The following is a 26,720-nucleotide window of genomic DNA, read 5'->3' on the forward strand; positions in this document are numbered from 1 at the left end:
GGTGGATCAAGGCTGCCCAGCCGCGACGGGACGAACCATGGGGCCGGCACGAATCGGAGACGCTCCATGTCCAGCCCCTCCCGCTCCCCACTCGCGGGCATCCGCGACGTCCTCGTCGGCACGACCGTGGAGGGCGAGTTCGATCCCCCGATCGCGGCGATCGGCTACGGGCTGACGCTGGCCAAGGCCGCCAATGCGCACCTCACCGTACAGTCGGCCTCCTGGCGCCTCACGGGCGACGACGCATGGCTCGGCGAGTTCGACTACGTGGGCGAGGCCCTCGTGGACCGCCGTCTCGACGCGCTGGCGCGCTCCATCGCGGAGCGTGCGGCCGGCGATGCGGCCCAAGGCGGCGTGGTCTGCACGACGGAGGCGCCGGGTCTGACCTACCCGGACGTCGTGACCCGGCTGGCCACGCAGGCGCGCCTGCACGACCTCACGGTCCTGGACGCGGGACCGCGACGGTTCGACCTCGATCGCGAGACCATCGAGCGGGCGCTCTTCGAGAGCGGGCGGCCGGTCATCGCGGTGCCGCCGGGCTGCGACGCCTTCGCCGCACGGCGGATCATCGTCGCCTGGGACGGCAGCGCGCAGGCGGCGCGGGCCGCCAACGATGCCCTGCCGTTCCTGCGCGCCGCCGAAGCGATCGAGGTCGTCTCGGTCTGCGACGACGCGGAGATCCACGAGGCCGTCCCGGGGGCCGAGTTCGCGCCCCACCTCGCGCGGCACGGCGTGAACGTCGTCGTCAACGACCTGCCGAAGGGGGACGGCATCGCCGAGACCCTGCGCAGCCAGGCCGGCCTGTTCCGCGCCGACATGGTCGTGATGGGAGCCTACCGGCATTCCCCCAAGCGGGAGTTCTTCCTGGGCGGGGTCACCCGCTCGCTCCTGCGGAACAGCCCCGTGCCGCTGTTCCTGTCCCATTGAACCTAGGGGGTCGGCGATGCGCAAGCGACCAACAGCCCGGAGCGGCACGACCACCGGGCCGACGCGCAAGCGTGAGCCGCCGCCCCGTGGCGCCCCGGTGCGCTCCGAAGCCGCGGAGGCGGTGCCGCCGGTGCGCCCCGAACCCGTCGAGGCGGCGCCTCCGGTGCGGGCGCCGAACGCGCCCGATTGGGCCAACCCGTTGACCGAGGAGGAGCGCCGCGCCCTCGAGGCCGGCTGGGGCTTCGTCGAATGACGGCCCCGTGGGCGCCTTCGGCTCTCCCGCCCGTGCGGGGGTGTCAGAGCCGGGCCCGCGCGAGTTCCTCGATGGCCTGGATCAGGCGGCGCAGGTCGGCCGGGTCCGGCTGCGCCGGGGCACGCGCGGTCAGGGCTGCGATCAGCCTGTCGACGTAAACGGAGGCGCCGGAATAGGCGAGGCTCCAGTCGGCGAAGCGCCGCCGGTCGATGTCGTCGTACAGCAGCACCGCCACCTCCGTATGGCGCGGGTCGCGACGGATGCTGTCCATCAGGGCATCGACCGCGGGACGCGGCCCCTCCAGGATCTGTGCGAACCGGGTGCGCGACGCCACGAGGGCTCCCGTGACCCGGAGCCGGGCGTTCCGGGACAGAGACGTCTCGACGATGTTCCGGACGTCGGCCTCGGAGGATGTCCGCCGGCTGACGTAGAGAAGCCGACTGTCCATGGCTCTGCCTCCCTGCCGCCGCCCATCGCGACCCTGACGCGTTCAGGCCGGCGAGACTGACTTCGTCGCGCGGATCCGACCGGAACGCGGGCGTCGCGGGATGGTGCCGTTCGACGCCCGCGATCGGGAAGCGCTCGTCCAGCCTGCGAACGGGCGGCTCCGAGGAAGCGCGGGCTCAGTGGCTCATCAGGCAGCAGCGTGGGGAGCGCTCGAGGAGATCGCGCGTGACGCCGCCGAACATCCATTCCCGCAACCGGGAATGGCCGTAGGCGCCCGTGACGATCAGATCCGCATCCTGCCGCAGGGCGAACCGCAGGATCTCCGAGCCGGCATCATCCTCCGTTTGCAGGTGATGGACGGCGACGTGCGCGCCGTGCCGCGCGAGGTGGCCGGCCACGTCGTCGGCACCGTCGGGCCGGGCATCGGCGCCGACGGTCGCCACGTGGACCCGGTCCGCCGCCCGCAGGAATGGCAAAGCCGCCGACACGGCCCGCCGCGCTGCGGGACCGTCCCGCCACGCGATAACGATGCGCGCCCCCGTCAGGCTCGCGAGCCCCGGCGGCACCACCAGGACCGGCCTGCCGGCCTCCATGAGGACGGGCCCGGGCGGCACGCCGAGCGGTCCCGGATCCGCGTCGCCCGGTCCCCGCCGGCTCAGGACCACGAGGTCCGCGGCGCGGGCCGTCTCGATGACGTGCGTGACGGCGTCCGCGAAGCCGGCGCGCCAGTCCGTGCCGATCCCCTCGGTCCCGGCACGCCGGAACAGGGCCTGCGCCTGTTCGAGGATGGCTTGGATCTGTGCCGTGTTGCGCTCTTCCTGCGCGACGGCATCGTAGACATCACGGACCAGGATGGGGGACGGCACCGGATGGGCCGCCGCGCCCGTGAGCGTCGCCGCGAAGCGCCGGGCGAGGCCGGCGGCGAGGCGCATCCGGTCCAGCGCCGCTTCGCCGAGGTCGGCGGAAACGAGGATGTTGGCGTAGTCCATGGCTCAGCTCCGGCCCGCGTCGATGCCGATGCGGGGAACTTCGCTGGAGCCGCGAGGGGCCACCTTGATCCAGCGCAAGCCCGCCGGCTGCCGGCCGGCGTCAGGGATGGCCCACGGAATCCGCCGTCGGCTCGCGCCCGTCCCGGGGGCCGCCGAGCACGCGCATGGCGTTGAGGATCACCGCGACGTCGATGGCCTCCTGAAGGAGCGCCCCCTGAAGCGGCGAGAGATGGCCCAGCGCCGCCGCGACCATGCCGGCGAGGGACAGGCCGAGGCCGATCCACACGCTCTGGAGGGCGATGGCGCGGGCGCGCTTCGCGATGTGGATCGCCTGCGGCAGCGGCGCCAGGCTGTCCACCAGCAGGACGACGTCGGCCGCCTCGGCCGCCGCCGCCGCGCCCCGGGCGCCGAGGGCCACGCCGAGATCGGCCGCCGCCAGCGCGGGCGCGTCGTTGACCCCGTCGCCCACCATCATCACGGGGCCGTTCCGACGCTCGGCGGCCACGGTGCCGGTCTTGGCCGTCGGATCGAGGTCGGCCACGATGGCGTCCACGGGCAGGCCGGCGACGAGCGCCTCGGCGACGCCGCGCCGGTCGCCGGTCGCAAGCACCACGCGCGTGATCCCGCAGGCGCGAAGGTCCATGAGCGCCCGGCCGCCATCCGTCCGCAGCGGGTCCGCGAAGTCCAGGACCGCGGCCGGCGTGCCGTCGACGGCGACCAGGACCGTCGATGCCGCCGCCGCGGCCTGTCGGGGGCCGGCCGCCGGCGGGAAGACGATGCCGTGCCGGCGCATCAGGCGCGCGCCTCCGACGATGACGAGCCGCCCCTCCACCCGGCCGCTCGCCCCCTCGCCGGGGGATTCCGCGACCATCGCGGGCTGCGGAAGGATCAGGCCGCGCCCCCGGGCCTCCTCGACCAGGGCCCGCGCCACCGGGTGGCCCGAGGCCTGATCGACGGACGCCGCGAGGCGCAGGACCTCGGCCTCCCCGTGCGCGCCGAGGGTTCGCAGGGCGGCGAGTCGGGCGGAGCCGCGGGTCAGGGTGCCGGTCTTGTCGATCACCAGGACCCGCACCTGGGCGAGCATCTCCAGCGCGCCGCCGCCCTTGATCAGCACGCCGATGCCGGCCGCGCGCGAGAGTCCCGAGACGAGGGCGACGGGCACCGCCAGGATCAGCGGGCACGGCGTGGCGACGACCAGCACCGCCAGGGCCCGGATCGGGTCGCCCGTGGCGGCCCAGGCGCCGCCGGCCAAAGCCAGCGTGAGGGCGAGGAATCCGAGCCCGTAGCGGTCCGCCAACCGCGCCATCGGCGCCTTCTGGGCTCGGGCGGCCTCGACCAGGCGGACGATCCCGGCATAGGTGCTCTCGGCCGCGGGTCGCTCCGCCAAGAGGGTGAACGGCGTGCCGGCATTCACCGTGCCGCTGAGCACGGGCTCGTTCGCCTTGAGGGTGACCGGTAGCGCCTCGCCGGTCAGGCTCGACCGGTCGAGCACCGCCCGGCCCGCCGCGACCCACCCGTCCACCGGCACGACGTCACCGACACGGACCAGGATCCGGTCCCCCGGGACCAGCGCCGCGAGGGCGACCTCCTGCAACACACCGCCCTCCTCGCGCAGGGCGGTGCGCGGCTGGCGCGCGATCAGCGCCGTCATCGCCGCCCCGGCCCGGCCCGTGGCATAGGCCTCCAGCGACTGGCCGCCCGCGTACATCAGCGCGATGACGGCACCGGCCAGCGTCTGACCCAGGAGGAGGGCGCCGCCCATCGAGAGAAGGGCAACGAGGTCAAGCCCGACATCGCCGCGCGCCAAGCTCGTCACGACCTGCGTCAGGAGGACGGCCAGGACCGCCAGGGTTGCGAACGCCCAGGCCGCCGTCGCGAAATCCGGCCGCCCGAGCGCCTGCGCCAGGAGGCCCGCGCAGAGGCCCGCCAGCGGCAGGACCGCCAGCCACCTCCGCACCCGCGTCCCCCACTCGGCGGCCGACCATCCTGTTCCGGTTGAGCCTACCGCCGCCGTGGCCATGTCGAAGGTGCCTCCGTCCGCGCCGCCGAGCTAGGGCCCGCCTGGTTCGCGGGCCTTGCGTTGGATCAAACCGTCCCCGTCGAACCGGGCCGGGCTCAGGCCCGTGGGGCGCGACCACGCCAGGTTCCGGCCCCCGCGATGCCGGCGCACCGACCGGGACGGGGCTGCGGACGACGGTGAATCCGTTGGGCATCGCGGGCTCGGTCCGGCTCTCGACGCGTCGCGTCGGCTTCTCCCTTCGCGACCGGAGCGAGGGAGCGAGGGCCGAGCCCCGTGCGCGGACGGGCCGCGGCCTGCGATGCCCGAGAGATCCAGAGCTGGCGCCGAGCCTTGGATCGGGTCGCGGGGCGGCGCGTCCGGCGGCGTCCGACCTGTCCGGTCGGGTTTTTCTCAATAATATCTGAGCGACTATTTGTATTGGATTTGAGATATTGATCTGAATCAATGCGGATCGTACCGGAACTTCATTCGTGGCCCGGATGTCGAGACAGGAGATCCCGATGGCTTCTGAGACCGTGACGCCTCTTCAGGCACCGTCGTCCACCGACCCGATGGAGTCCATCAAGGCCGGCCTGGGTACAGGCTTCGGCGCCTGGCGCGCCTTTGCCGTCGATCTGCCGCTGCGCATCGCCACGGAGACGGTGCGCTTCACGGGCTGCCGTCTCCAGGCCCAGGCGGACCATCTGGCCGCGCTCACCCGATGCGGCTCGCTCAAGGATGCGTTCGAGCTTCAGACGGCGTTCCTGACCAGAAGCATGGCCGACTACCAAGCGGAGGCGCGCACGCTGTCGCACGAGGTCGTCGAGGCGGCCTCCGCCGAGGGGGTGTCCAAGGCGGCCTGAGGGGCCGGACCGCCGCGCCATTCCGAGCGCGCCCGTCTCGATGGCTTCTGCTGCGGTGGGGGCAGGACGGGGGCGGCATGATGGGGGTGGCAGGACGGGTGGCAGGACGGGCCGCAGGTCGGGCCGCCCTCTGCCGGGTGTTCGCACGCCGGCCCGATGCGCGCCGTATTTCGCTCTGGCCTGTCTGGTTTCCGCCGGGTGTGGTCAGGCCGGCTGGGGGAGGGGCGCGGGGCGTGGCGCTGGGGCGGCGTCTCGGGCGGTGTCTCGGGCGGCGTCCGGGGCGAGGAGCCCGAGGAGCGCGTCGAAGGCGAGGGGCTTGTCGACCAGCGGGATCCCGGCGGCGCGGGCCCGGGCGCGGATGGCGGGGTCGGGGTGTCCGGTGATCAGGACCACGGGCACGCGGGCATCGAGGTCGTGGAGCCTGGCGCAGACTTCCAGGCCGTCGAGCCCCGGCAGGACGTGGTCGAGGAGGACGAAGGCCGGGCTGGGCCCCGGGAAGGCTGCCAGCAGTTCCGGTCCGTCCGCGAAGGTCGCGACCCGGAGGCCCTCGCTTTCCAGGAGGAAGCGGGTGGAGTGGAGGACGGCCGCGTCGTCGTCCACCACGTAGATGAGGTCGGTCAGGGCAGGCATGAGGTGTATCGGCGGCTGGTCGGCAGGTTCGTCGGCGGGGCGCCGGTCCGGGTTCGGGACCGCCAGGATGGGGCGCGATCCGGATCCCGGCCTTGACCTGCCTCAAGGCCGGCTCAGGCCAGGCCCGCCAGCACCGCCCAGCGCACCAGCCCCTGCAGGGGGCCGGAAGGCGTGTCGTTTCGTTGTCCTCTGTTTTGTTCGCCGGCGTTTCCCGGTTCTGGGGTGGGTTATAGAATTGCCAAATTTGTCCGCCTACGCTTTCGATCGCATGAATTGAATATCGTCTGAGTGTGAAGACTGCCATGAACAGCACGACACAGCAGGATCAGCTCGAGATCGTTAGCGCGCTGGCGGCGTCGCTGGCCGATCGGATGCTGATGGAGCGCCTGACCCAGGGAACGCTGCCGCTGGCGAATGCCAGCCGTCTCTGGACCGCGTCGCTGCTGCTGGAGGAGCACGAGCGCCCCATTCCGCGCATCGTGGCGGACGTCCTGGAACAGGTGCGGCATGTCGAGCCCGCGGAGGCGCCGGCGGGGATGGACTTGGAGTCCGAACTGGAGTCCGGACCGGAGCCCCGACCGGAGTCCTTGCCGGACGTGACGGCCGAGCGGCATGCCGGCGCGGCCGCGCCGCGCCGGCGCCGGCTCACCCGCCTGCTCCGCCCGTTCCGGCAGGGAACCGAGGCCTGACGCTCCCGGCGTCGGCGGGTCCTGCGGGCGCGACTTGATGTCGGCCCGCCGTCGTTTCGGATCCGGAGTTTCCCGACGGCGCCCGGGACGCTAAGACCCTCTCCAGTGCGGTGGCGGATCCCGTCCCGCGAACGGGCTTCGGGATACGAGTGATGAGCACCCCTGAACGGCGCGTCCGGACCCTGTTCGACGAGGCGGCCATCGCCAGGCGCAACGATGAACTCGCCCAGGAGATTTTGGCTGCCGGGCCCGAGGACCTCCTCGTCGTGGCCGTGCTCAAGGGAAGCTTCATGTTCGCGGCCGACCTGCTCCGGTCGCTCCACCGGGTCGGCCTCGCGCCGCAGGTCGAGTTCGTGCACCTGTCGAGCTACCGTACGGGGACCGTGTCCAGCGGTCAGGTCGAGATCCTGCGCGACGTGCAGAGCGAGGTGCGCGGGCGGGATGTGCTGCTCGTGGACGATATCCTGGAATCGGGCCGCACCGTCGTCTTCGCCAAGGACCTGCTGATGGCCCGCGGCGCCCGGCGCGTCCTCACCGCGGTGCTGCTGGAGAAGCCCGGCAAGCGCGCCGTGACGATCGACGCGGATTTCGTCGGCTTCGTCTGCCCCGATGTCTTCGTCGTCGGCTACGGCATGGATGCCGCGCACGCCTTCCGGCAGTTGCCCTTCGTGGGCGTGGTCGATTACGGGGATGGCGGCCCGGATCTGTTCGATGCCTGACCGAGACGCCGCGGCGCGGCATTTTCGCCGCGCTGCACGGCAGGATTGACGATTCGACGTGCGACGTCTTGACAGGCGGCAAATTCGCCTGTGTCTGTCGACGTTTGGGCGTCCGCATCATTGCGACGGGGCGCTCGCGGGCTTCGGGGACGATCACGGGACCACATGGCGCGCATCCTCCTGGTGGATGACGAAGAGACCGTCCGGGGCTTCCTCAAGCGGGGGCTGGAGATCGACGGCCATGCGGTCGTCACGGCCAGCGATGGCAGTGACGGGCTCGATCGCCTCAACGAGGCCGACGGCGGCTTCGATCTGATGCTCACCGATATCCGCATGCCGCTCATGGACGGCATCGCGCTGGCCCTGGCGGCCAAGCGCGATTTCCCCGACCTGACCATCCTGCTGATGACCGGCTTCGCCGATCAGCGCGAGCGCGCGCGGGGGCTCGATGCCATCGTCACCGATGTCCTGACCAAGCCCTTCTCCCTGGCGGATCTGCGCGCCACGGTGAAGCGGGCGCTGGCGGCCTGAGGCGACCGGCCCGGCGGGACAGTCCACCCGTTCAGACGAACTTAAACATTTCCCTTAGGTTGAGCTTCACGAAGGCGTGCCAATCTGCTCCCGACTGGATCAGACCGAGTACGCCCTCGCCATGTATCGCCGGGACCGGGACATCGACGCGGCAGCCTATCAAGCGGACCGCTATGCCTGGGAGCCGGACGATGCGACCTGGCGGGCGGATCGGGACGAGCCGCAGCGGGCACGCAAGGGCTTTTTCGGGCGGCTGTCTTCGCTGATCAAGGTCTCCGTCCTTGCGGTGCCGGCGGCGCTGTTCCTGTATGGCAGCTTCGCCGATTGCAGCGGCCGTCCGGCGGCGGGCTGGCTCGGCCTCGTCGGGGCCGGTGCCTGCGCCCGCAACGAGATGCTCGGCAACGTCCTCTCGATCCAGGACAACCTCGCCCTCCTGAAGCGACTCATCAACTGAACCTTCGGCGTGTCGCGCCGCCGCGCTCTGCTCCGCTCCCCGTGAGTCCGCCATGTCCAGCCGCCCGCTTCTTCCCGCCGCGTCCGAAGGTGTGTCCGATGCCCTCGAGGAGGCGAAGTTCCGCGCCCGCATGGCGCGGGTCGGCCCCGAAGCGGCGAACCGTCCCCCCCGCGGGAGCCGGGCACCCGAACGGGGGCGCCGCCTCCGGCTCGGCTGGAAGGGCTGGCTCGTCGTCGACAGCCTGGTCGTGCTCCTGGTCGTCGCGGGGGTGGTGGCTTGGCCGCCGATCCAGGCCTGCCGATACCAGGACCAGACGGTCGGCTTCTACGCCGGCGATTCCGTCGGGAAGTGCATCCGCCGCGGCATCGCCGACCGCCTCGATACCGCGGACCAGCGCTTCAAGCGCCTGATCCGCCGCTCGGGCCAATGAGGCGGGCCGCCGCAATTCTTCGCGCCGCTCGGGTTGAGCGGCGGCACGGCGGCTGGTAGCAAGCGTCTCGCGAGCCGGTGTAGCACAGCGGTAGTGCAGCGGTTTTGTAAACCGAAGGTCGGGAGTTCGATCCTCTCCACCGGCACCACGATTTTATCAAAGATTACAGTAGGTTAGGTGGCGATTTAAGGAACGACGACCGCTACTCTCACACAGCGGTCCCACACATTGTCTCTCCAAATCGCCCGACCATGGAAGGACCCTAAGACAGGGATCTACCATCTACGCCAACGAACCCCCGCCGATCTTGTCGCACGGTTGAAGGGTAGGACCATCAGGCTTCCCATCGGCGCCTCTTGGGCTGCCGTTACCGTAGGTCCTATCGTCCAGGCATCGCTTAGGACCAAAGAGCCACGTGAGGCCAAGGTTCGTCACGCTATTGCTGATGGTGCCCTCAAGCGGATCTGGACCATCGAACGCGGGTGTGACTATTCTAACACATCGATTGAAGCGTGTGAGATAGCTGCCCCCTCGCCGGCGCCTACACGCTTATCGACCGCAGCGCCCTCCCTGCCCACGATCAGCGGCCCGACTCTGACCATCGGGGAACTATTCGAACGATGGGCAACGGATCGTGCGGACAAACGGGCCCCCAACACGATCAAGCGTTACCGTGGCAGCATCCGCTCATTCGAAGCCTTCGCCATGGGCCGGGACGTTCGGACCCTAACCGGCGATGACGTTTTCGTTTGGGCGATGCATAGGCGAGACCTCGAAGGCATCAGCCCGCGCGCGATCAACAAGAACGATCTGGTCGCTCTCAGTTCGGTGTTCCGGTGGGGCATCGGTCGAGCAGCTGGTCAGATCCTGTCGTCCAACCCGGCCGCTGGCATATCGCTGGATGAGCCTAGGATCGTCCTACAGCGAGAGCGGGTGTTTCGAGACCGGGAGATAGCGGCGATCCTGTCGGCGGCCTCAGGGGTCACGCTAGACGCCCGTAACCCAACCCGTAGCGCAGCCCGCCGATGGTGCCCTTGGCTTGCGGCCTACAGTGGTGCACGGATAGCCGAACTGACCAACCTTCACCGTGAGGACATACGGACAGAAGGTGGCGTCCCGTTCATGCATCTTAGGGTGACAAAGACGGGCGAACCCAGATCCGTCCCCATCCATGCCCACCTGATTGAACAAGGCTTCCTAGCGTTCGTGGGAGAGTGTGGGCCTGGACCCCTGTTCTATGATCCGAAGCGCCACGGTGAACGATCATCTACCTCACCGGCAGAGCTACAGGGGCATAAGCTCGGCAAGTGGGTACGCGAGACGGTCAGACTGGATCCGGGCGTCGATCCGAACCACGGCTGGCGGCACACGTGGAAGACACGGGCGCTTGGAGCAGGGATCGAGGAACGCTTACGCGACGCCATCACCGGTCATCGTATTGCTTCGGTCGGCAGACGATACGAGACACCGACCCTTATGATGCTGGCGGACATTATCGGGCGATTCCCACGTTACCCCATAGATACCACAACAATGGACAGCCCATTACAGCCGCCGGATCCGACGCTCCTGCCGCGGCCGATTGGGTACTAGACCGGCTGTGACATTGAGCATCAGCCAACCTCCACAGGTGGACCGCTTAGCTTAGCTGGCAATCCCCTTTCGAAGCGACATTACCCATTGAGCATTTGGATGCAAATGAAGCTCACCTTCAAAAACTTGAAAACCTTCGACAAATAGACGCGGCTCATTCTTCCATGCCTTCGCTACGATATCAATAAACAACTTGAGCGAAGGTTTCGCCGAAGGCGAGTCTTCAATATCTGATAAAGTTATTTCTCTCCGACCATCTTTCAGGATCGATCGAACCAAGTCTTCGTTGACTAGCCTAAAGTCATCGCCAAAAATGACGAAAACCTTGCTATTCATTGGTATTTCAAAAAAGTTGGCGTTTAGTTCAGAGTACTGTCTAATCTTTAGATCAGTAGAGTATTTTATTTCAAGGGGGAGATGGACAACATCCATAGACGATAGCAAGATATTCAGAACGGAATGAGTTATAAGTTTATTTTGGTTGAACACATAAGGTAGATCACCAGGATTTCCTCCCATTTCTAGTATCGACTCCGCAGCTTTCATCAAATGAAGTTTCTGAAATCGAGATTGATCGATAAGTTTAGCCTGCTCTGAGACCCATTTGATCAAGACATCTTTCGGAACAGATGAACGTGCGGATCGGCGGGCTGCCCCATCCGTGCTGCCTTCAACCACACCTAGATATGGGACTGTTATTCCCGAATAATCTTCGTACACAAATCCTCCGACGCCTACATGGCCAGTCGCCCGCCGTTCGTGCTGCCGGCCAAACGACGGTATGAACGATAAGGCGGCTCGTCCATATTTCTTACCGTCTTCGCCTACTATTGGCTTAAGAGTTTTATTGTAGGCTGCCTTATACGCATCTCTCTCGTTCTGCGGCACGTCAGGCAGCAACTCCTCTATGAATATATCCGCATCAACCCCATAAATGTCGTAAGAATGCGCAGATGTCTTGCCGCCCACCTTATCCTGAAACTCCACATTAATGTCGAGCATGCAAATCATTCGAAGCAAGGCCTTACTCAAATCGGGCACAATAGATGCTGTTAAGCGATAAGCCGCGTGCGACTTTGCCGCAGATCGAACGAATACATCATAGTCAGAGATTGCGACGCTGATTTTCGTTGAGGCGTCACGTGGAAGCTCTTTGGGCAACGCGGGTCGTATGAGAGGTCTGCCTGACAGCGATCTAAACTCTAGTACTTTAGTATCAGAAAGGCCGGCTTCGTAATGCTTACTAACAACTTTAACATCACTACCTAGTTCGAATATCGAGAAAAAACCTATTCCGAACTTTCCGATTGGATCTATGTTTTTGCTCTGTAACCCGGGAAACTCTTCTTGAAGGAGGCTGGAACTCCATATCGACTTTCCAAAATCTATTAGAGGGCCAGCCATAACGCGCTCAGTCATACCTATTCCATTATCTTCTACGTGTAATATGCACCCCTTTGGCTTATCCGGGTCGTTCTCGAGAGTGATTTTTATCTGCCCCCACGACAAGGGGCGGTCTTCGATCTTACATCTGGCTCGTATCGCGTCCGCTGCATTCTGTAATATTTCTCGAAGCGGCGCCAACATGCCAGCCCCATATAACTGACGGCCGCCTAAAGTTTTCGCGAGATGGACAGGATCGGAGACTTTAACCTCGGCATTTATTGGACGCCAGCCATCTGGGATGAAGTAAGTAGATAAAGCGCGAGGACTTTCTGCGCCGAACACCCTTTGGACCTTGAACAATGGGGCATGCATCTCTTCTAAGAGTGCGTTCGATGATCTGATTTCCTTATCGACTACTCCTATCAGGTCGTAAGCCTGCCACCAAGCTTCCGCCTCATCCGATCTAAATGATTGCCCGGCACTATAGATTAACGTACCCTTATCGACAGTGGGCTTATTGATCTTGTTCTGTGCACCCCAATGCCTAGCTGACAATCCGCCAGGACGGCTTGCAGCGAACAGGATGGTGGGCGCGCGCCGACGGTCGATATGTGCAGCATCTGCGCACCGTAAGATACAGGCAATCTTTCGCTCATTAACGGACCATTCGTTGGGCAAGGTAGTGCCAGACCCAATATTATTGTTCAACCTATCGGCAACCTTACCTATATCCCAGTTGTGGCTGTGTGCTATTCGGCCAATCGAGGATCCAAATGCTTGCCTGAACTCAAGGTTATCGATTATATAGATTTGAACTCCGCCCGCCATAGTCCAGTGTTGCGTAGCCATTACCTCGGCTTGTTTAGCATGTAGTGCACGTAAAACTGCAAACTTAATGATAGGCGCAATGCGATCCGGCGGCGTGCGGATATTATTATCATTCACTTCTATACTGTGTTCTCGTAAAATAGCTGCGGCAATATCCTGCCATTCGGTGGTTGCAATCAGATCAGCCAAGCCGTTTCCGAAAGATGAAACGGTCAATCCCGCATCGTGGAGAAGTATCGATCCACCAAGTACATAGGCTTCGGCCGGATTAAGATCGTAATCTTCGCCAACAATAAGGGAAGCCATCTCCCACAGCGCGTCTAAATGTGTGACATCATGGATTGTCAAATCTTTACAATCGGCCGGAACATTCTTGAGCAGCGTTCCGACGCTGTCTCTCATTTGTCCAAGGGACGAAACTAGCCTTAATCTGGCTTCTTGATGAACGTCACCCTTTTTCGAGACAAACGACTTTTGCCAGAGCTGTGTTTGAGATGCTTCACTCAAGACGGATGACCCCACCTAGCTAAAAATCAATACCAAGCCGTTGGACCGTTCTATACGTCCGACAAAGACAGGCTTGTCTCGTTTGAGTAAACCCTAGCGAGACAGCAGCCCGAGACATCTAAGTCGCCAAACAGGCGTCTTATTTGGGTTGCCGGACCGCTTATGAGACGGTAAGGTATGAGGGTCTAGAACCATAAAAGACATAGGTCTCGCCGGTGGCTATCTACGGTTACGCCCGGGTCAGCAGTTCATCACAGAGCTTAGCCGTCCAGCAAGAGGCTTTGCAAACCTCCGGTTGTGATGTGATCCGGTCCGAGAAGGTGACCGGCACCAAGCTTGAGGGCCGGACCGAACTGGAAACGATCATCCAGTTCGCGCGGCCCGGGGACTCCTTGAAAGTCACCCGCATCGACCGCCTCGCAAGGTCGGTAGCGGATCTTGCCGCTATCGTGTCCCGGCTGGAAGCGAAAGGCGTATCCCTCAGGGTCCTTGAGCAACCCGTGGACACATCCAGTGCGGCCGGACGATGCTTTTTGCAGATGCTTGGTGTTTTTGCCGAGTTTGAGACGGCCATCCGGCGTGAGCGTCAGCTTGAGGGTGTCGCGAAGGCCAAGGCCGAAGGCGTCTACAAGGGCCGCAAGCCATCCATCGACGCGGCCCGGATCAAGGCGTTGGCGGCACATGGGATGGGAGCCACAGCCATAGCGCGCGAACTGAACGTGGCGCGGGCATCCGTGTATAGGTTGATGAGCGGCATCCCGGACCAGAAGGATGCTTCTTAGTAGTAGAGGGTAAAGTGAACCCACATTCTCAGCTTGTGAATGCACTGTCGCGTTTCAATCGCAAGGAACGCTATTGGCTACTCTTAGACGCCGTCGGAACTCCATTCCTCGATCTTGATGCCAAATTCCTAGACAAACTTCGCAACGTCCTCAATATCGAAATCCCTGAACGTCCGTGGTGGGCTTTCGACTATCATTTCGATTGGTTGCACGCCGTTCTATCTTTCGGCCCTGACTACAATTTCCCTGATCCCTCCACGCCCCAACCAAATCCGGGAAAGGAAATACGAGGCAATCAAGAGGATATCGACCTCATAGTAGCCTTTGACACAACCATCATCCTCATTGAGGCCAAGCTCACTACAGCTTGTGTCAGGCGACACGGCAAACTGACCCCCTGACGCCATGAGGATCTGACCCCCTCGATGAGCGAGGAGGTCGAGATGATCAGGAACGAGGCTCAGGCTCTGACGCGGATGGACGATCCGTGGAGGGCCGAGATGAAGACGCCGGACGACGTGTCGGCGATGATGCGGCTGCAGGCGCTCGGCTGGGGCGCGAAGCGGATCGCAGCCGAGCTTGGCTGTTCGAAGAACACGGTGAAGCAGTGGCTGCGACGGGGGGATTGGCGCCCCTGCGCGACGCCCTCGCGCTCGAAGCAGCTCGACGGCTTGGCGGACTGGCTGGTCGAACGCTTCCGGCAGCATGCGGGCAACGCCGACGTCGTGCGCCAGGATCTGGCGACCGAGAAGGGCATCCACGTCAGCCTGCGCACGGTGGAGCGGGCGGTCGCGCCGTTGCGGCGGGATCTGGTGATCGCCGCGCGGGCGAGCGTGCGGTTCGAGACGCGGCCGGGCGAGCAGATGCAAATCGACTTTGGCGAACGGCGCGTCGAGATCGGCGGCGTGCCGACTCGGGTCTCCCTGTTCGTAGCGACGCTCGGCTACTCGCGCCGCCTGCACGTGCGTGCCTTCGGCCACGAACGGCAGGAGGACTGGTTCGCCGGGCTGGAGAGCGCTTTCCGGGCTTTCGGCGGCGTGCCACACGAGGTGTTGCTCGACAACGCTCGCGCCCTGGTCTTGCACCACGACCCTGTGAGCCGCGAGGTCGTCCTGCACCCGCGCCTGCACGCCTTCTCCCGCCACTGGGGCTTCCGGGTGCGGGCCTGCGCCCCGTACCGGGCGCGCACGAAGGGCAAGGACGAGCGCGGCGTCGGCTACGTCAAGAACAATGCCGTGGCCGGCCGCCGCTTCGCGAGCTTCGCAGCCCTGGAGGCGCATCTCGATGCCTGGACGCGGGACGTCGCCGACCGGCGCGTGCACGGCACGACCGGCGAGGCGCCGGGCGAGCGGTTCGCCCGCGACGAGGCTCGGGCGCTACGGCCGCTCGCGGGCGTGCCGCCGTTTTCCGCCGCGCGCGATCTCGTGCGCCGGGTCGGAGCGGACTGCGCGGTTGCGGTCGACGGCAACGCTTACTCGGTACCCTGGCGGCTGATCGGTGAGCGGGTGCGGGTCACCGTGAGCGGAGCGGTGGTGCGCGTCCACCACGGCGGACGGGAGGTCGCCGCGCATGCCGAACTGAAGGGACGTCACGGCCGTGCGGTCGACGACGCTCATCTGGCCGGGCTCGTGGGTAGCCGTGAGCGACCGGCTCATCGGCGCGACCCGCCTCCTCTCGTGGCGACGCCGGAACTGCTGCGTCCGCTCGCCGAGTACGAGGCTGTCGCCGGGGGAGGCTTCTGATGAGCGAGGAACACGATCACCTCACCGTACTGCTCGACCGCCTGAAGCTGACGGCCATGCGTGACCAACTCGACAGCCTGATCGACGAGGCCGGCCGGGGCGAACTGACGATCCGCGAGGCGCTGACGCTGTTCTGCGAGCGGGAGATCGCCCGGCGCGATCAGCGGCGCATCGACATGGCCTTCGGGCTGGCCCGCTTCCCGTTCGTGCGCGACCTGACCGGCTTCGACTTCGGCGCACAGCCCTCGTTGGACAAGGCGCAGATCCGCGAGATCGCCACCGGCCGCTTCATCGCCAACGGTGAGGCGGTGCTGCTCCTCGGACCACCCGGGGTGGGCAAGACGCATCTGGCGGTGGCGATCGGGCGTGCGGCGATCGTGGCCGGCTACGGCGTGTTGTTCACCCCAGCCACGACGCTCGTGGCGCAGTTGGCCAAGGCGCACGCCGAGGGGCGGCTGGAGGAGCGGCTGACGCACTATGCCAAGCCGAAGCTGCTGATCATCGATGAGCTCGGCTACCTGCCGTTCGAGCCGGATGCCGCGCACCTGTTCTTCCAGCTCGTCAGTCGCCGCTACGAGCGCGGCGCGATGCTGGTGACCTCGAACCGGGCGGTGGGCGAGTGGGGCAGCGTGTTCGGGGACGCGGTGGTGGCCACCGCCATCCTCGACCGGCTGCTGCACCATAGCCACGTCGTCACCATCCGCGGTGACAGCTACCGCCTGCGCGAGAAGCGTCGCAGCGGACTTCTACAGAGGGCCGCTATCGTCCCCAACCCCACGCCCGTCTAGGCGAGGAAACCGGCATGGGGGTCAGATCCTCGTGACGCGAAGGGGTCAGTTCCGGTTGTCGCTTGAAAGCTTGGACCAACTCACAGATGAAGAGTAAGATAGAAAGAATAGTAAAGCTACCTAGAGACCACATCAATCTGCATCTCGTTTTGAGTTCGCCGCGTTCAACGAAGAAACTTGAACTTGACGGCTGGCCTAATTGGGCCCTCTCACATCAAAGCGAGGTGCCGGCGCCACATCACATTGTTCTCAATCACGGTGATGCCAGCGCCAAATCCCTATCTGTCAGTAGATGCGACAGCGAAGGAAACATAACCAAGTCAGGAACACATTGGGTGATCAAGTAATGATTGAGCATCAAATCGTGATAAGCTCAAAATCGATGCCGCTGTGCTCATAGGTTGCATCCCACTCATCACCGTTCCCTAACCGGAGGCCGAAGCACAGGGCGTAATCCAGCCAATCCGTCGATTCCATCCAGTCGTAAAGTTCGCCCGTGTCCCTGAACGCCCGGTCAAACGTCAGCTGGAACCGCGCATAGCCCGAGATGGTAGGGAGCGGCCCATTCTCAAAGCTGACCGCCGACAATTCGATGGCTCTGGCCTGGATCACTCCCTTGGGGTTCAGAAGGCCGTTCTCGTAATGCTCAGGCTCCGGTTCGATCCTGGCGTAGAGCAAGGGTTCAATGGCGTGCCTAACGAAAGCCCATTGGTGCTTAGGCCACGATCTACGCCTGCCCCGATCCTTCCATAGTTCCTCGCACTGGATGAGAGCGGGCGGAAGGATGGGTGCAGAATCCTCAGAAAGGTCGGGCGAACCGTTTTTGAGGCGGATCATGATTGTGTGGACGTGCATGGCGGAACTATAGCATAAAATCGCCTAGATCACCTTCATGTAATCCGATTCATCGTCGCTACCGGACGGTGACCGAGCTTTTGATAGTGTCATAATCGGCACGTTTCAGGACACGCCGCGAAAGAAGTTCATCGGGTGACGTGTAAGGGCGGAACTCGATAATCCTCTTGCCGATCATGCCGGCCCCAAGCGCGTTTAGCTGTTCCACGGTCGCGGTGTTCAGATCCACGTTTCCACCTGTCGTCGCCGATGGGTCAATTGCGCCTTCGGGGGTCGTCTCCGTTGTCAAGCTTGGGTTAGACGCATTGTCGGCTGGTCGCTCAGGAGTCGGCGGATCGACGGACGCCCTAGGGTTTGCCGTTTGATCGGTGGGACGGGCAACGGGCGGGGTTGCACTGGTGGGAGCGGATGCCACCATCCCCGCATTGGAAGGTGATCCTGGCGTGATGGTTCGAATGGGTTGTCCGTTCGCATCCAGTCCAGATCGTTGCTGTTTGGATAGGGGCTCAATGGCTGCTGTCCGCTTATCCTGACCGCCACCTTGAGGACGCGGCCCATAACCGATCCAGAGCGAAGTGAGGACGACTGCAATCACCGCCAAACCGGCACTTATCGACAACGTAGATCGGATCATTCTTCCTCCCGTATGTATGGCCTATGGGTGTCCTGAGGCGACGCGGACTTCGAGACCCGATCCGCGCTTCCTCAGGGATTGCGCAGGACGATTCAAGGGCTGTCAGAGCTCAGACCTGCAACTGTAATGCGCTTTGGCGAACGATGGATCATGGACCGGCAATCTCAGAAGCCGGTCCATTTCGCTGAGTGTGCAAGCGAAGGCTAGTGAGGTTTGTCGGCGTTACAGACGATCCTGGGCCATCCTGGGGCCGAGGGTAATTCTGAGGGAGGATCTAGGCTCCCTAACGATCCTATGAGCCTACAGACCGCCAAAGGCATGGGTGTGGTCGGAAGCCTTTAGTGGTCCCCGCGTATCCGAGAGGGCGCCAGTGACGGTCCCGAAACGCTATGCACCCTCGGTAGAGACACCGCAGAAGGGATGATGCCCTGCGGCTCTCCTAAGTCGCCTAGGCCACCTTCAACGCGCCGTGGCAATCCGAGCAAGGACAACCCTCAAGCCGTTCTTCCAGCATGTCCAATTGTGAGGCTGTCTGCGCACGCTCTATAGCAATGAGGTAGCGTGATAGGGTAACAGCCTCGAGGATGGTAGACCGGCAATGAGCAAGGACGTTGCCTTGATGATCCAGCATATCAGGCAGGTCCAAAATGATCCCTTCAAGGTAGATCTTTACCTGTCTGAATCGCTCACCGTCATCGTCGTCGAATTGAAATGACAAGTAGTTTGCTTCTTCTGACCCTCTATAAAGAATGTTACGCAAAACGAACATAAAATCGCAATTTCTATGATCGTAAGCGCGGGTGAGAATTTCATAAATGTATTCGTAATTTGGGTTTGGCACTGTGAAACGGACTTTCTCGATCAAAAATTTGTATTTCTGAGCGAGGCCGGAACGATAGGTTAATCAGAAATTCCGGCCCCTTATGATGTTAGATGGTTTTGCGTCTTAAATTTTGAATTAGCCTTCGGACTTGGTCCTTTCTGTCCTTCGGTGTTGATGATTGTTCGGCGGCACGATACAAACGCCATTCCATATCTGTTATAGAGATGCGTGCCCGTCTAAGCTCAAGGTAGAGGGCGAAGATACCAGCATCACCATTCCCGTTTTGCCTCCCGAAAATCTCCCATCTGTCTGTCGTGGCCTTGATAATGACCATCTGTTCTGGTGTTAATTCCGTCGCTTCGCAATCGTCAGGGACAGTGGGAAGGTCATAAAACTCATCATCGCCTTCGAACCATGACCGCTGTTCAAGCCACAGGTCGACGTTCAGAGGCTCTTTCCCCTTGGTGCTGTCGATGAAGAAGCTGGCTTTGCGATCTTGAGACTGGCAGGGAAGAACGGAAAGCTGCGATGGGTTCGGCCTACAATCGATCCCATCAAACGGACGATCAATGTTTACGCATCGCTTCGCGGTTCTCTTGCCGTTCATCCATCCTTGAGTTTTAAGACTATACCTTATTTCATGATACATTGCAACACTTTCTTCAAATAACATCGGTCTATCCGTTGGAATGTAAATCCTGAACCGTGGTTTTTGTTTTGTGTGATTGAAGGTGCTGAACGCGACGAAGGGGATTGTTGGGAAAGCTTGTTCAAAGACCTTGGGTGTGAGAGCCCCATCTTCAATATCCAGCCATATCCCCCGAGAGAGAACCACGTTACCGTCATATCGGGTGTTCTTATTATTCGTGAGTGCGGGGTCGAATAGCGCGCCGGCAATGCAAGGTATGTCGTTTTTTTGGAAGTAGACATCTTTGGATCTTTTTTTCAAGTAACCAATGAATCGGTTCTCCGTCATTGTGATGCAGGATGGATCAGTTTCGAACCATGTCTTGAAGTATGAGCCTCTGAAATCTCGGACGAAATGACCTATAGATCTATAAGTGGTTTCGTCCTGTTGATTCAAAAAAACGACTCTCTCAAGCAAATCAGGTGCGAGATTACGGGCGAAGCCCACGCTCCGCGTTAATTCTTCCTTCCTCCGTCGCTCAGAATCACGTTTCCTGTCGTTGTCAGTGGCGAATCTCCTTGGCCGTCCAGACTTCCTTTCAGGTAGTGGCGCGAGACCCAAGGGCTTCACTACTGACCCAGGGAACCGCTCCGATAACAGTTGTGCTTCTTCGAGACAGGGAACCACCCACTTGGCTTCTTCCTCTATCTCATCTTTCCTCAGAGCGGTCCTCATGAAGGCTTGGTAGAGGTTAATCACCATCGCCCGTGCTTGCTTATGACCGTCGAACCCGATTACCTGTTTCAGGATTTCGGATTGGCCCGGGTCATAGTTGGTAGCCATCAGAACAGCAGCGTTCCGGTAGGCGCTGTAGCCGTTCAGACCTGCGGAAACGGGCGGTAGGGGCTTCCCATTCCCACATCCCCTGAGAACGCTGGTATCGGCCCTGTCCTTGTTCTCAACCCACAAGAACCGCTCACCCGCCATCAGCCGTTTGATAGCGTCCCTTAGTTCGCCGTTCCCCTGTTCTTCCAATCGGTTCCGTAGGTTCTTGGAGTTTCGCCCCTCATAACCGTAGAAGATGGTGAGCCGAGGATTCTCAGGGTGCAGTGGCCTCAGGATGGATCGCTTAACGTCATCATCCTCCTGCCAGTTCACGCCATGGTTCTTCCAGTGATGGTACGTGAGTGAGTCTTCGAACCACGCCGAAGCTATCGTCACCCCATCAAAACCCAAAAACCTATTGGGCTTTCGGAACGCATAGACGGTGAGTTGCCCTTTCGATTTGAGGTCAGATTTCAGATCGTTCAGTTGCTTGGAATTGACGTAGCACTCACAATCGCCACGTAACAATAGTGAGCACATAGGTCGCAAGCTGGACCAAATCTCATCCTTGTTCTTGTTGTCGACGATGCGTTTAAGTGCTGTCTTGCCGACTATCTTCACTCGGGCGTAGTTTGGCCCCGCCTCTCCCAACTCAATATGGTCGGTTATTAGATTATGATTGTCAGGTAAGTTGAGTGTCTCACTGATAAATACAGGAATATCTTCGTCGACCAGCAATCGCCATTTTGATTTATGATGGAAGTACGGTAGACCAAGGAAACATTGTTGAGTTATAAGAAGAATGTCGCCGGGCCTTGCTTGGTGTTCAAGGTAGTCAAGAACCCTGGCAATCGTAGCAACTTCTTCGCCATCATCACTGTGTATCTTGATGATACGGCAATTCGATCCCGCCGACCTTACTGCTTTCTCAGTTTCTGTTATGAGCTTGATCGTCGGCGACAAGATTATCGTATTGCGATTGTTCTTCGATCTTTCTGCCGCAATAGCAGAATAGGCGTAGGTCTTACCAGCACCGGCTCTTGTTCCGGCATAGTTTATGTAGGTCAAATTGTTCAGCTTATCGTTGAGCCACTATACAAAGAGCGAGTCTGAAATAGGATTCGAACTTGAACGTGAGCGGCAATGTGGAAATAGGCTCAGACAACCGCCTAAGCCGTCGATCTACCTGAGAGCATTCATCAAGTATGCCGTTAATCTACCATGATATTTACTTATTGTCAAGCGCACCCCAAGTTGTGCGTCGAAAAACCATAGATTTTTGTTTTGTCATAACTGTTATTGCCGAGCCATTCAGGAATCCAAAACCAGCCGGACATAACCGTTATATGGGTTTTGCTGGCCCGAACCCTTGGCTGACTATAGGCCGACTATTTTTCACCGTCGGCCGTATTCAGAGGCCTTGGAAATCGGTACGCGAACGATGATCCTAGGTTAGGCTTGACGATCACACAGAACTCTCCCACAAGGCGGTACATCGGTTGTCGTTCTGAAAACGTCTTAACTCTGTAATCGACGGTAAATCGGCGGTGGTTATACCGTAAATCGGGAGTTCGATCCTCTCCACCGGCACCAGACGTTTTCCGCGCGCTCAGAGTGGGTTGGGCCTGCTCCCGGAGCGCGGCGACCGCTCTCCTCACGCAGCGGTCGGGACATCGCCCCTTCGAATCGCCTCCCCCTGGAAGAATCCCGGGACCGGGTCTTCCGTCGACGGACCCGCGCGCGGGGGCGCGCTAGGACGGGTCTGGTCGCGGCCCGTTCGGTTTCGGGAGGAGCGAGACCGCGCCCGGTCGGACAGGCGGCCCGGAGCGCGGTCAGCGTCCGTTCAGGTGCCTCCGCGCATCCTCGGTACAGCCAAGCTGAAAACAAGTATTTCTGAATTGTAACTGAGTATATATTCTGAAAATTCCGCCCAAGCTGGGCCATTTGATAATTAAAATTAGATGAATGCGCAGTTCAGAGCCGATTAAATCCGTCGCGCCTACCAGCCCTGCCGGACAGCGATGAGATGCGTCTCCGCCGCGCCGAGACCGGTCCGGCGGAGGCCGGGCCTCCGGGGCCGCATCGGGCACGGCAGGGGGCGCGACCATGTCAGGGAACGAGGACGATCGGGCGAGGGCGGGCTCCGCCGGAGCGCCGGATGCGACCGAGGGATGCGCCGCGGTCGGGCCGCGCCCGGCGCGGCGGGCCGGTGCGCCCGGTCGTTTGATCGACGGCGCGGCGCGGGACCGGATCGGGCGCGGCCTGCGCCTGCACTACGCCGGGGTGCTGGCGCTGCCGATTCCGGACCGGCTCCGGACGCTGCTCGACGACCTCGCCGCCTGCTCCGACACGGAGGCCTCGCAATGACCCTGATGCTGCAAGCCGCCCCCGCGGGGAGCGGATCCGGTCCGGCGCCCGTCGGGGCCGATGCGGAGATGCGCGACCTCCTTCTGGGCGCGATCCCGGCCCTGCGGGCCTTCGCGTTCTCGCTGACCTACGACCTCGACCGCTCGGACGATCTCGTGCAGGACACGCTGGTGCGCGCGTGGATCAACGCCGCCAGCTTCCGCCGCGGGACCAACCTGACCGCGTGGCTGTTCACGATCCTGCGGAACCTGTTCTATTCCGAGCAGCGCAAGCGCAAGCGCGAGGTGGAGGATGCCGACGGCGTGCATGCCGGGCGGCTCAGCGCCCTCCCGGAGCAGGAGATCCGGATGGAGATGGCGCAGTTCCAGAGCGCCCTGAACCGTCTGCCGCCGGCTCAGCGCGAGGCGCTGGTCCTGGTCGGCGCCCAGAGCTTCACCTACGAGGAGGCCGCGGCGATCTGCGGCGTCGCCGTCGGCACGATCAAGAGCCGGGTCAGCCGCGCCCGGATGCGCCTGATCGAGGTTCTGGGCATGAACGGCGCCGACGATATCGGTCCCGACGCGCAGACCCGTGCGGCCCTGGACGGTCCCTAGGCCGCTTACCGTCGAAGGGGATGCCGGCTCGGCGGGCCGGGAGCCGCGCCGGCGCCTACTTGATGAGCGTCATGATCTCGCGGAACCGCGGGTGGCGCGCCGTGCCGAGCCACTCGAACACCACCATCTCGGTGGTGACGATCTCGGCCCCGTGGGCGGCCATCCGGGTGAGCGCGGCCGCCCGGCTCTCCGTCCGCCGCGAACCCACGGCATCGCACACCACGCAGGCGCGGCGCCCGGCCTCGAGAAGCCCGAGAACGGTCTGCAGCACGCAGATATGCGCCTCGCAGCCGGTGACCACGAGGTCCCGATCCGCGGGCAGCCGCCCGAGGAAGCCCGGCGTCCGGGTGGCACTGAAGCTCATCTTGGGGAAGGCCGTCCCGGGCTCGGGCGCCAGTTCCGGCACGGTGGGGCCGAGGCCACCGGCATTCTGCTCGGTGACCATGATCGGGACGTCGAGGCGATGCGCGGCGGCGGCGAGGCGGCCCGTATTGGCCAGGATTCCGGCTCCGTCGGCGATCACCGGCATCAGCCGGACCTGAACGTCGATGATCAGGAGAAGCGAGCGAGCGGGATCGATCAGGGGCATCGGTTCGGATCTCGCATGGGGCGCGCACGCCGGAACGGGTTCGGTCGGACGTCCGGTCCGCTCATGTGGTGCTGCGGCTGCCTGCCTGCCGGATTGGGCATGCCGGACCATCGGCCATCCGCTCACCGGGGCCGGCGACCGCGCGACCCGGCACCCGTCCGATCCGGCAGGCGTGCCCGCGAGGCCGATCGGACGTGCGATATCCGACGCGGGCTGAGGTCGCCACCGCTGCCGGCCGGAGGGCGGGGCGCGCCCCCACTCTCCCGACGGCCCGGGGCGCCTCGAGGGTGATGCGAGGCCGGGCTGCCGCCGCTGCACCATGGCGTCCATCCCGGGCCGGCTCGCCCCGCATCCGCCGTCGCGCTAGGCCATCCGCGGCGCGCGGTGGACGATCTCCCGCACGCCGCGCCCAAGCACGCCTGAGACCGCCGGGATCGCCCGGGCTGTGCGGTCGTCCCGAGACGCTCGTTCGGCGAGAACGCCGGATCCGGGAGGCGCCGGATGCACCCCCCCAAAGCAAAAGGGGCCGGCGATCCGCCAACCCCTTGCGCTGTCGAGCTGAATGAATGGTACCACCGCCCCGGCTCGAACGGGGGACCCCCAGATCCACAATCTGGTGCTCTAACCAACTGAGCTACGGCGGCACTGGCGCGGGGTGTATCGTGGGCCGCGGCAGTTTTCAAGGCGATGTGTGCACGGGATTTCGACTCCGTGGATAGCGCCGTCCGGCTCCCCCGCGCCGGGCCGGCAGCGCCCCTGCGGCACGCGCCCGTTTGCAACGGGATCGACCCCGGCTGTAACTGCGACGGCGGGGTCGACGCGTCGGCCCCGCCAGTCGAACCGACCGGAGGCGAAGAGGCGGACCGTGAGCGCGCGACAGCCAGCGGGCGCCGGCGGGGGCAGGGCGCCCGGCGACGGATCGGCCGACGTCCCGGCCCGATCGGCCGTCCGGCCGAGCCGGCGGACCCGTCGCCGTTGGGCCGGGATCGGCCTCATCCAGGCCCCCGGACGGCTGCGCAGCCTCGTTCGCCGGAGCGAAGGCGGCCTCGTCGCCCTGGCGACCCTGGTGGGCTGCGTCGCCGGCGTGGCGGTCTCCGCCATGACCTGGATCACCCAGACCCTGCGCGAGGGGCTCTACCAGCTGCCCGCGGGGGCGCGCCTCAGCGCCGTCGATGCCGTGTCGCCGGTGCTCCTCCTCGTGGGCCCCTGCCTGGGCGGCGGCGTGCTCGGCCTGCTGATCGTCGCCGCCAACTACGTCCGCGGCCCGCGCAAGCGCCCCGCCATCGACCCGATCGAGGCGAACGCCCTGCATGGCGGCCGGATGTCCCTGCGCGACAGCCTCTACCTCGCACTCCAGAACGTCATCTCGAACGGGTCCGGCGCCTCGGTGGGGCTCGAAGCCGGCTACACACAGATCGCCTCCGGCCTCGCCTCGCGGCTCGGCATCGCCTTCGAGGTGCGGCGCAGCGACCTGCGCACCCTGGTGGGCTGCGGTGCGGCCGGGGCCATCGCGGCCGGCTTCGGCGCGCCGCTCGCCGGCGCCTTCTACGCCTTCGAACTGATCATCGGCACCTACTCCATCGCCACCCTGACGCCCGTGATCGTCGCGGCCCTGTGCGGCAACCTGATCTCCCGGTCGCTGATCGAGGCCCAGCCGCTCGTCGATCTCGGGGACATGCAGGCGGTCACGACCTCGCACGTCACCAGCCTGGAGATCCTGCCGAGCCTCGCCCTCGGGCTGGTCTGTGCGGGCCTCGGCATCCTGATCATGCGCGGGGTCACCCTGGTCGAGCGCCTCGTCCAGGCCTCGGGCGTCCCGCGGGTGGCGGCGCCCGCCTTCGGGGGGCTGTGCGTCGGCGCGCTGGCGCTGCTGGCGACGCCGCAGGTGCTCTCGGGCGGTCACGGCGCCCTGCACATGCACTTCGCCGCCGAAGGGCAGGGACACGGCATCGCCGCCCTGGCCGGGCTGTTCGCCGCCAAGGCGGTGGCCTCGGCGATCTCGATCGGCTCGGGGTTCCGGGGCGGTCTGTTCTTCGCGTCCCTGTTCCTGGGCGCCATCGCCGGCAAGCTGTTCGCCGCCCTCGCCCCCGTGCTGGTGCCGCCGCTCGCGGATTTCGGCCTCACGCCCCTGGCCTACGCGGTGATCGGCATGAGCGCCCTGGCCGTCGCGATCATCGGCGGTCCGCTGACCATGACGTTCCTGGCGCTGGAGGTCACCGGTAGCCTGCCGATCACCGGCGTCGTGCTGGCGGCGGTGATCGCGTCCTCGCTCACCGTGCGCAAGACCTTCGGCTACTCCTTCGCCACCTGGCGCTTCCACCTGCGCGGCGAGAGCATCCGCAGCCCCCACGATGTCGGCTGGATCCGCTCGCTCACCGTCGGCCGGCTGATGCGCCGCAATCCCGGGACCGTGGCGGTGGATACGCCGCTGCCCACCTTCCTGCGTGCCCATCCCCTCGGCTCGCCCTCTCGGGTGATCGCCGTGGACGGGGGCGGGCGCTATGCCGGCATCGTGAACGTGCCCGAGGCGCACGCGGCGTCTCGGGATTCCGGCGCCGACGCGCAGCCCGTGCTCGCCGACCTGCTCCTCCATGGGGACGATTTCCTCACGCCGGGCATGAACGCCAAGGACGCCGCCGCCGCCTTCGACCGCACGGAGAGCGAGGCGCTCGCAGTCGTCGAGAGTGCCGAGAGCCGGAAGGTGCTGGGCCTGCTCACCGAGAGCCACACGCTGAAACGCTACAGCGAGGAACTCGACCGCCAGCGCCGGGCGATGGCGGGCGAAACCGACTGATTGTCAGGCCGGCGTGTTGACCGCACGCCCGGGTGCAACAATCACCCTGACGTCT

Annotated in this window: 25 protein-coding genes and 2 tRNA genes; 16 read left to right on the forward strand and 11 right to left on the reverse strand. The window is 63.9% G+C overall.

Features of this window, described 5'->3' with window-relative positions:
* Positions 1 to 66 precede the first annotated feature (66 nt).
* Entirely contained in the window at positions 67 to 927 is an 861-nt protein-coding gene (locus ABC766_RS19235) for a universal stress protein (RefSeq protein WP_345819257.1), read from the forward strand.
* A gap of 16 nt (positions 928 to 943) precedes the next feature.
* Positions 944 to 1,180: a hypothetical protein gene (locus tag ABC766_RS19240; protein WP_345819258.1), complete on the forward strand. Its 237-nt coding sequence runs from the start codon at positions 944 to 946 to the stop codon at positions 1,178 to 1,180.
* Between the two features lie 43 nt (positions 1,181 to 1,223).
* On the opposite strand, the gene ABC766_RS19245 is transcribed toward ABC766_RS19240, so the two are convergent.
* The 3 genes from ABC766_RS19245 to ABC766_RS19255 form a co-directional block, all read right to left on the reverse strand.
* Entirely contained in the window at positions 1,224 to 1,628 is a 405-nt protein-coding gene (locus tag ABC766_RS19245; RefSeq protein ID WP_043388204.1) for a BLUF domain-containing protein, read from the reverse strand.
* A gap of 175 nt (positions 1,629 to 1,803) precedes the next feature.
* Positions 1,804 to 2,616 (reverse strand): universal stress protein, encoded by an 813-nt coding sequence (locus tag ABC766_RS19250; RefSeq protein ID WP_345819259.1) that lies wholly within the window; start codon positions 2,614 to 2,616, stop codon positions 1,804 to 1,806.
* Positions 2,617 to 2,716: 100 nt separating this feature from the next.
* A complete protein-coding gene (locus tag ABC766_RS19255; RefSeq protein WP_345819260.1) occupies positions 2,717 to 4,636 on the reverse strand; it encodes a heavy metal translocating P-type ATPase in 1,920 nt (639 codons plus the stop codon).
* Positions 4,637 to 5,136: 500 nt separating this feature from the next.
* On the opposite strand from ABC766_RS19255, the gene ABC766_RS19260 reads away from it, so the two are divergent.
* A complete protein-coding gene (locus ABC766_RS19260; protein ID WP_043354355.1) occupies positions 5,137 to 5,478 on the forward strand; it encodes a phasin family protein in 342 nt (113 codons plus the stop codon).
* Between the two features lie 204 nt (positions 5,479 to 5,682).
* On the opposite strand, the gene ABC766_RS19265 is transcribed toward ABC766_RS19260, so the two are convergent.
* A complete protein-coding gene (locus ABC766_RS19265; protein WP_345819261.1) occupies positions 5,683 to 6,108 on the reverse strand; it encodes a response regulator transcription factor in 426 nt (141 codons plus the stop codon).
* 302 nt (positions 6,109 to 6,410) lie between these two features.
* Between ABC766_RS19265 and ABC766_RS19270 the strand changes: the two genes are divergently transcribed.
* The 6 genes from ABC766_RS19270 to ABC766_RS19295 all read left to right on the forward strand — a co-directional run bounded on the left by ABC766_RS19270 (position 6,411) and on the right by ABC766_RS19295 (position 9,079).
* On the forward strand, positions 6,411 to 6,797 hold the full coding sequence (locus ABC766_RS19270) for a hypothetical protein (protein ID WP_345819262.1): 387 nt from the start codon (positions 6,411 to 6,413) through the stop codon (positions 6,795 to 6,797).
* 152 nt (positions 6,798 to 6,949) lie between these two features.
* Positions 6,950 to 7,516 carry a hypoxanthine phosphoribosyltransferase gene (gene hpt, locus ABC766_RS19275; RefSeq protein WP_043354359.1) on the forward strand — a complete coding sequence of 189 codons (567 nt, stop codon included), beginning with the start codon at positions 6,950 to 6,952 and terminating at the stop codon, positions 7,514 to 7,516.
* A 165-nt stretch (positions 7,517 to 7,681) separates the two neighbouring features.
* Positions 7,682 to 8,047, forward strand: a complete 366-nt coding sequence (locus ABC766_RS19280; RefSeq protein WP_043354361.1) for a response regulator — start codon at positions 7,682 to 7,684, stop codon at positions 8,045 to 8,047.
* Between the two features lie 76 nt (positions 8,048 to 8,123).
* The gene (locus ABC766_RS19285) at positions 8,124 to 8,501 is read left to right on the forward strand and encodes a hypothetical protein (protein WP_345819263.1); all 378 of its coding nucleotides are present in this window, start codon (positions 8,124 to 8,126) and stop codon (positions 8,499 to 8,501) included.
* A 52-nt stretch (positions 8,502 to 8,553) separates the two neighbouring features.
* Complete coding sequence (locus tag ABC766_RS19290; protein WP_345819264.1) at positions 8,554 to 8,931, forward strand: hypothetical protein; 378 nt, start codon at positions 8,554 to 8,556, stop codon at positions 8,929 to 8,931.
* A 73-nt stretch (positions 8,932 to 9,004) separates the two neighbouring features.
* A tRNA-Thr gene (locus ABC766_RS19295) sits at positions 9,005 to 9,079 on the forward strand.
* 1,496 nt (positions 9,080 to 10,575) lie between these two features.
* Here ABC766_RS19295 and ABC766_RS19300 read toward each other — a convergent pair.
* On the reverse strand, positions 10,576 to 13,245 hold the full coding sequence (locus ABC766_RS19300; protein WP_345819265.1) for an HD domain-containing protein: 2,670 nt from the start codon (positions 13,243 to 13,245) through the stop codon (positions 10,576 to 10,578).
* A 215-nt stretch (positions 13,246 to 13,460) separates the two neighbouring features.
* Between ABC766_RS19300 and ABC766_RS19305 the strand changes: the two genes are divergently transcribed.
* The 4 genes from ABC766_RS19305 to istB are packed head-to-tail and all read left to right on the forward strand — an operon-like array spanning position 13,461 to position 16,557.
* A complete protein-coding gene (locus ABC766_RS19305) occupies positions 13,461 to 14,027 on the forward strand; it encodes a recombinase family protein (protein WP_345819266.1) in 567 nt (188 codons plus the stop codon).
* A 14-nt stretch (positions 14,028 to 14,041) separates the two neighbouring features.
* The gene (locus tag ABC766_RS19310) at positions 14,042 to 14,428 is read left to right on the forward strand and encodes a hypothetical protein (protein ID WP_345819267.1); all 387 of its coding nucleotides are present in this window, start codon (positions 14,042 to 14,044) and stop codon (positions 14,426 to 14,428) included.
* A gap of 42 nt (positions 14,429 to 14,470) precedes the next feature.
* Positions 14,471 to 15,769: an IS21 family transposase gene (gene istA / locus ABC766_RS19315; protein ID WP_427902312.1), complete on the forward strand. Its 1,299-nt coding sequence runs from the start codon at positions 14,471 to 14,473 to the stop codon at positions 15,767 to 15,769.
* The gene (istB, locus tag ABC766_RS19320; protein ID WP_127991182.1) at positions 15,769 to 16,557 is read left to right on the forward strand and encodes an IS21-like element helper ATPase IstB; all 789 of its coding nucleotides are present in this window, start codon (positions 15,769 to 15,771) and stop codon (positions 16,555 to 16,557) included. Before istA ends, istB begins: the two co-directional genes overlap by 1 nt.
* Before the next feature lie 357 nt (positions 16,558 to 16,914).
* Here istB and ABC766_RS19325 read toward each other — a convergent pair whose 3' ends face one another.
* The 4 genes from ABC766_RS19325 to ABC766_RS19340 all read right to left on the reverse strand — a co-directional run bounded on the left by ABC766_RS19325 (position 16,915) and on the right by ABC766_RS19340 (position 21,390).
* The gene (locus tag ABC766_RS19325) at positions 16,915 to 17,394 is read right to left on the reverse strand and encodes a hypothetical protein (protein WP_345819268.1); all 480 of its coding nucleotides are present in this window, start codon (positions 17,392 to 17,394) and stop codon (positions 16,915 to 16,917) included.
* 76 nt (positions 17,395 to 17,470) lie between these two features.
* Complete coding sequence (locus tag ABC766_RS19330; RefSeq protein ID WP_345819269.1) at positions 17,471 to 17,641, reverse strand: helix-hairpin-helix domain-containing protein; 171 nt, start codon at positions 17,639 to 17,641, stop codon at positions 17,471 to 17,473.
* Positions 17,642 to 18,494: 853 nt separating this feature from the next.
* On the reverse strand, positions 18,495 to 18,911 hold the full coding sequence (locus ABC766_RS19335; RefSeq protein WP_345819270.1) for a hypothetical protein: 417 nt from the start codon (positions 18,909 to 18,911) through the stop codon (positions 18,495 to 18,497).
* 64 nt (positions 18,912 to 18,975) lie between these two features.
* Positions 18,976 to 21,390 carry a DEAD/DEAH box helicase family protein gene (locus ABC766_RS19340; protein WP_345819271.1) on the reverse strand — a complete coding sequence of 805 codons (2,415 nt, stop codon included), beginning with the start codon at positions 21,388 to 21,390 and terminating at the stop codon, positions 18,976 to 18,978.
* 1,038 nt (positions 21,391 to 22,428) lie between these two features.
* On the opposite strand from ABC766_RS19340, the gene ABC766_RS19345 reads away from it, so the two are divergent.
* Positions 22,429 to 22,689 (forward strand): NepR family anti-sigma factor, encoded by a 261-nt coding sequence (locus ABC766_RS19345; protein WP_043388191.1) that lies wholly within the window; start codon positions 22,429 to 22,431, stop codon positions 22,687 to 22,689.
* The gene (locus tag ABC766_RS19350) at positions 22,686 to 23,282 is read left to right on the forward strand and encodes a sigma-70 family RNA polymerase sigma factor (RefSeq protein ID WP_051044938.1); all 597 of its coding nucleotides are present in this window, start codon (positions 22,686 to 22,688) and stop codon (positions 23,280 to 23,282) included. Before ABC766_RS19345 ends, ABC766_RS19350 begins: the two co-directional genes overlap by 4 nt.
* 55 nt (positions 23,283 to 23,337) lie before the next feature.
* Here ABC766_RS19350 and ABC766_RS19355 read toward each other — a convergent pair whose 3' ends face one another.
* Both ABC766_RS19355 and ABC766_RS19360 read right to left on the reverse strand, forming a co-directional pair.
* Positions 23,338 to 23,871 (reverse strand): isochorismatase family protein, encoded by a 534-nt coding sequence (locus ABC766_RS19355; RefSeq protein ID WP_342142278.1) that lies wholly within the window; start codon positions 23,869 to 23,871, stop codon positions 23,338 to 23,340.
* A gap of 567 nt (positions 23,872 to 24,438) precedes the next feature.
* Positions 24,439 to 24,515, reverse strand: a tRNA-His gene (locus tag ABC766_RS19360).
* A gap of 221 nt (positions 24,516 to 24,736) precedes the next feature.
* Here ABC766_RS19360 and ABC766_RS19365 point away from each other — a divergent pair.
* Entirely contained in the window at positions 24,737 to 26,665 is a 1,929-nt protein-coding gene (locus ABC766_RS19365) for a chloride channel protein (RefSeq protein ID WP_236961958.1), read from the forward strand.
* The last annotated feature ends 55 nt before the right edge of the window (positions 26,666 to 26,720 follow it).

Origin of the sequence: Methylobacterium fujisawaense (assembly GCF_039619325.1) — a bacterium.
Taxonomy (GTDB): domain Bacteria; phylum Pseudomonadota; class Alphaproteobacteria; order Rhizobiales; family Beijerinckiaceae; genus Methylobacterium; species Methylobacterium fujisawaense.

Bases quoted from the DNA above. Each gene is read 5' to 3' on its own strand.
- ABC766_RS19235 (WP_345819257.1), top strand. From the start codon at position 67: ATGTCCAGCCCCTCCCGCTCCCCACTCGCGGGCATCCGCGACGTCCTC.
- ABC766_RS19240 (WP_345819258.1), top strand. From the start codon at position 944: ATGCGCAAGCGACCAACAGCCCGGAGCGGCACGACCACCGGGCCGACG.
- ABC766_RS19245 (WP_043388204.1), bottom strand. From the start codon at position 1,628: ATGGACAGTCGGCTTCTCTACGTCAGCCGGCGGACATCCTCCGAGGCC.
- ABC766_RS19250 (WP_345819259.1), bottom strand. From the start codon at position 2,616: ATGGACTACGCCAACATCCTCGTTTCCGCCGACCTCGGCGAAGCGGCG.
- ABC766_RS19255 (WP_345819260.1), bottom strand. From the start codon at position 4,636: ATGGCCACGGCGGCGGTAGGCTCAACCGGAACAGGATGGTCGGCCGCC.
- ABC766_RS19260 (WP_043354355.1), top strand. From the start codon at position 5,137: ATGGCTTCTGAGACCGTGACGCCTCTTCAGGCACCGTCGTCCACCGAC.
- ABC766_RS19265 (WP_345819261.1), bottom strand. From the start codon at position 6,108: ATGCCTGCCCTGACCGACCTCATCTACGTGGTGGACGACGACGCGGCC.
- ABC766_RS19270 (WP_345819262.1), top strand. From the start codon at position 6,411: ATGAACAGCACGACACAGCAGGATCAGCTCGAGATCGTTAGCGCGCTG.
- hpt (WP_043354359.1), top strand. From the start codon at position 6,950: ATGAGCACCCCTGAACGGCGCGTCCGGACCCTGTTCGACGAGGCGGCC.
- ABC766_RS19280 (WP_043354361.1), top strand. From the start codon at position 7,682: ATGGCGCGCATCCTCCTGGTGGATGACGAAGAGACCGTCCGGGGCTTC.
- ABC766_RS19290 (WP_345819264.1), top strand. From the start codon at position 8,554: ATGTCCAGCCGCCCGCTTCTTCCCGCCGCGTCCGAAGGTGTGTCCGAT.
- istA (WP_427902312.1), top strand. From the start codon at position 14,471: ATGATCAGGAACGAGGCTCAGGCTCTGACGCGGATGGACGATCCGTGG.
- istB (WP_127991182.1), top strand. From the start codon at position 15,769: ATGAGCGAGGAACACGATCACCTCACCGTACTGCTCGACCGCCTGAAG.
- ABC766_RS19325 (WP_345819268.1), bottom strand. From the start codon at position 17,394: ATGATCCGCCTCAAAAACGGTTCGCCCGACCTTTCTGAGGATTCTGCA.
- ABC766_RS19345 (WP_043388191.1), top strand. From the start codon at position 22,429: ATGTCAGGGAACGAGGACGATCGGGCGAGGGCGGGCTCCGCCGGAGCG.
- ABC766_RS19350 (WP_051044938.1), top strand. From the start codon at position 22,686: ATGACCCTGATGCTGCAAGCCGCCCCCGCGGGGAGCGGATCCGGTCCG.
- ABC766_RS19355 (WP_342142278.1), bottom strand. From the start codon at position 23,871: ATGCCCCTGATCGATCCCGCTCGCTCGCTTCTCCTGATCATCGACGTT.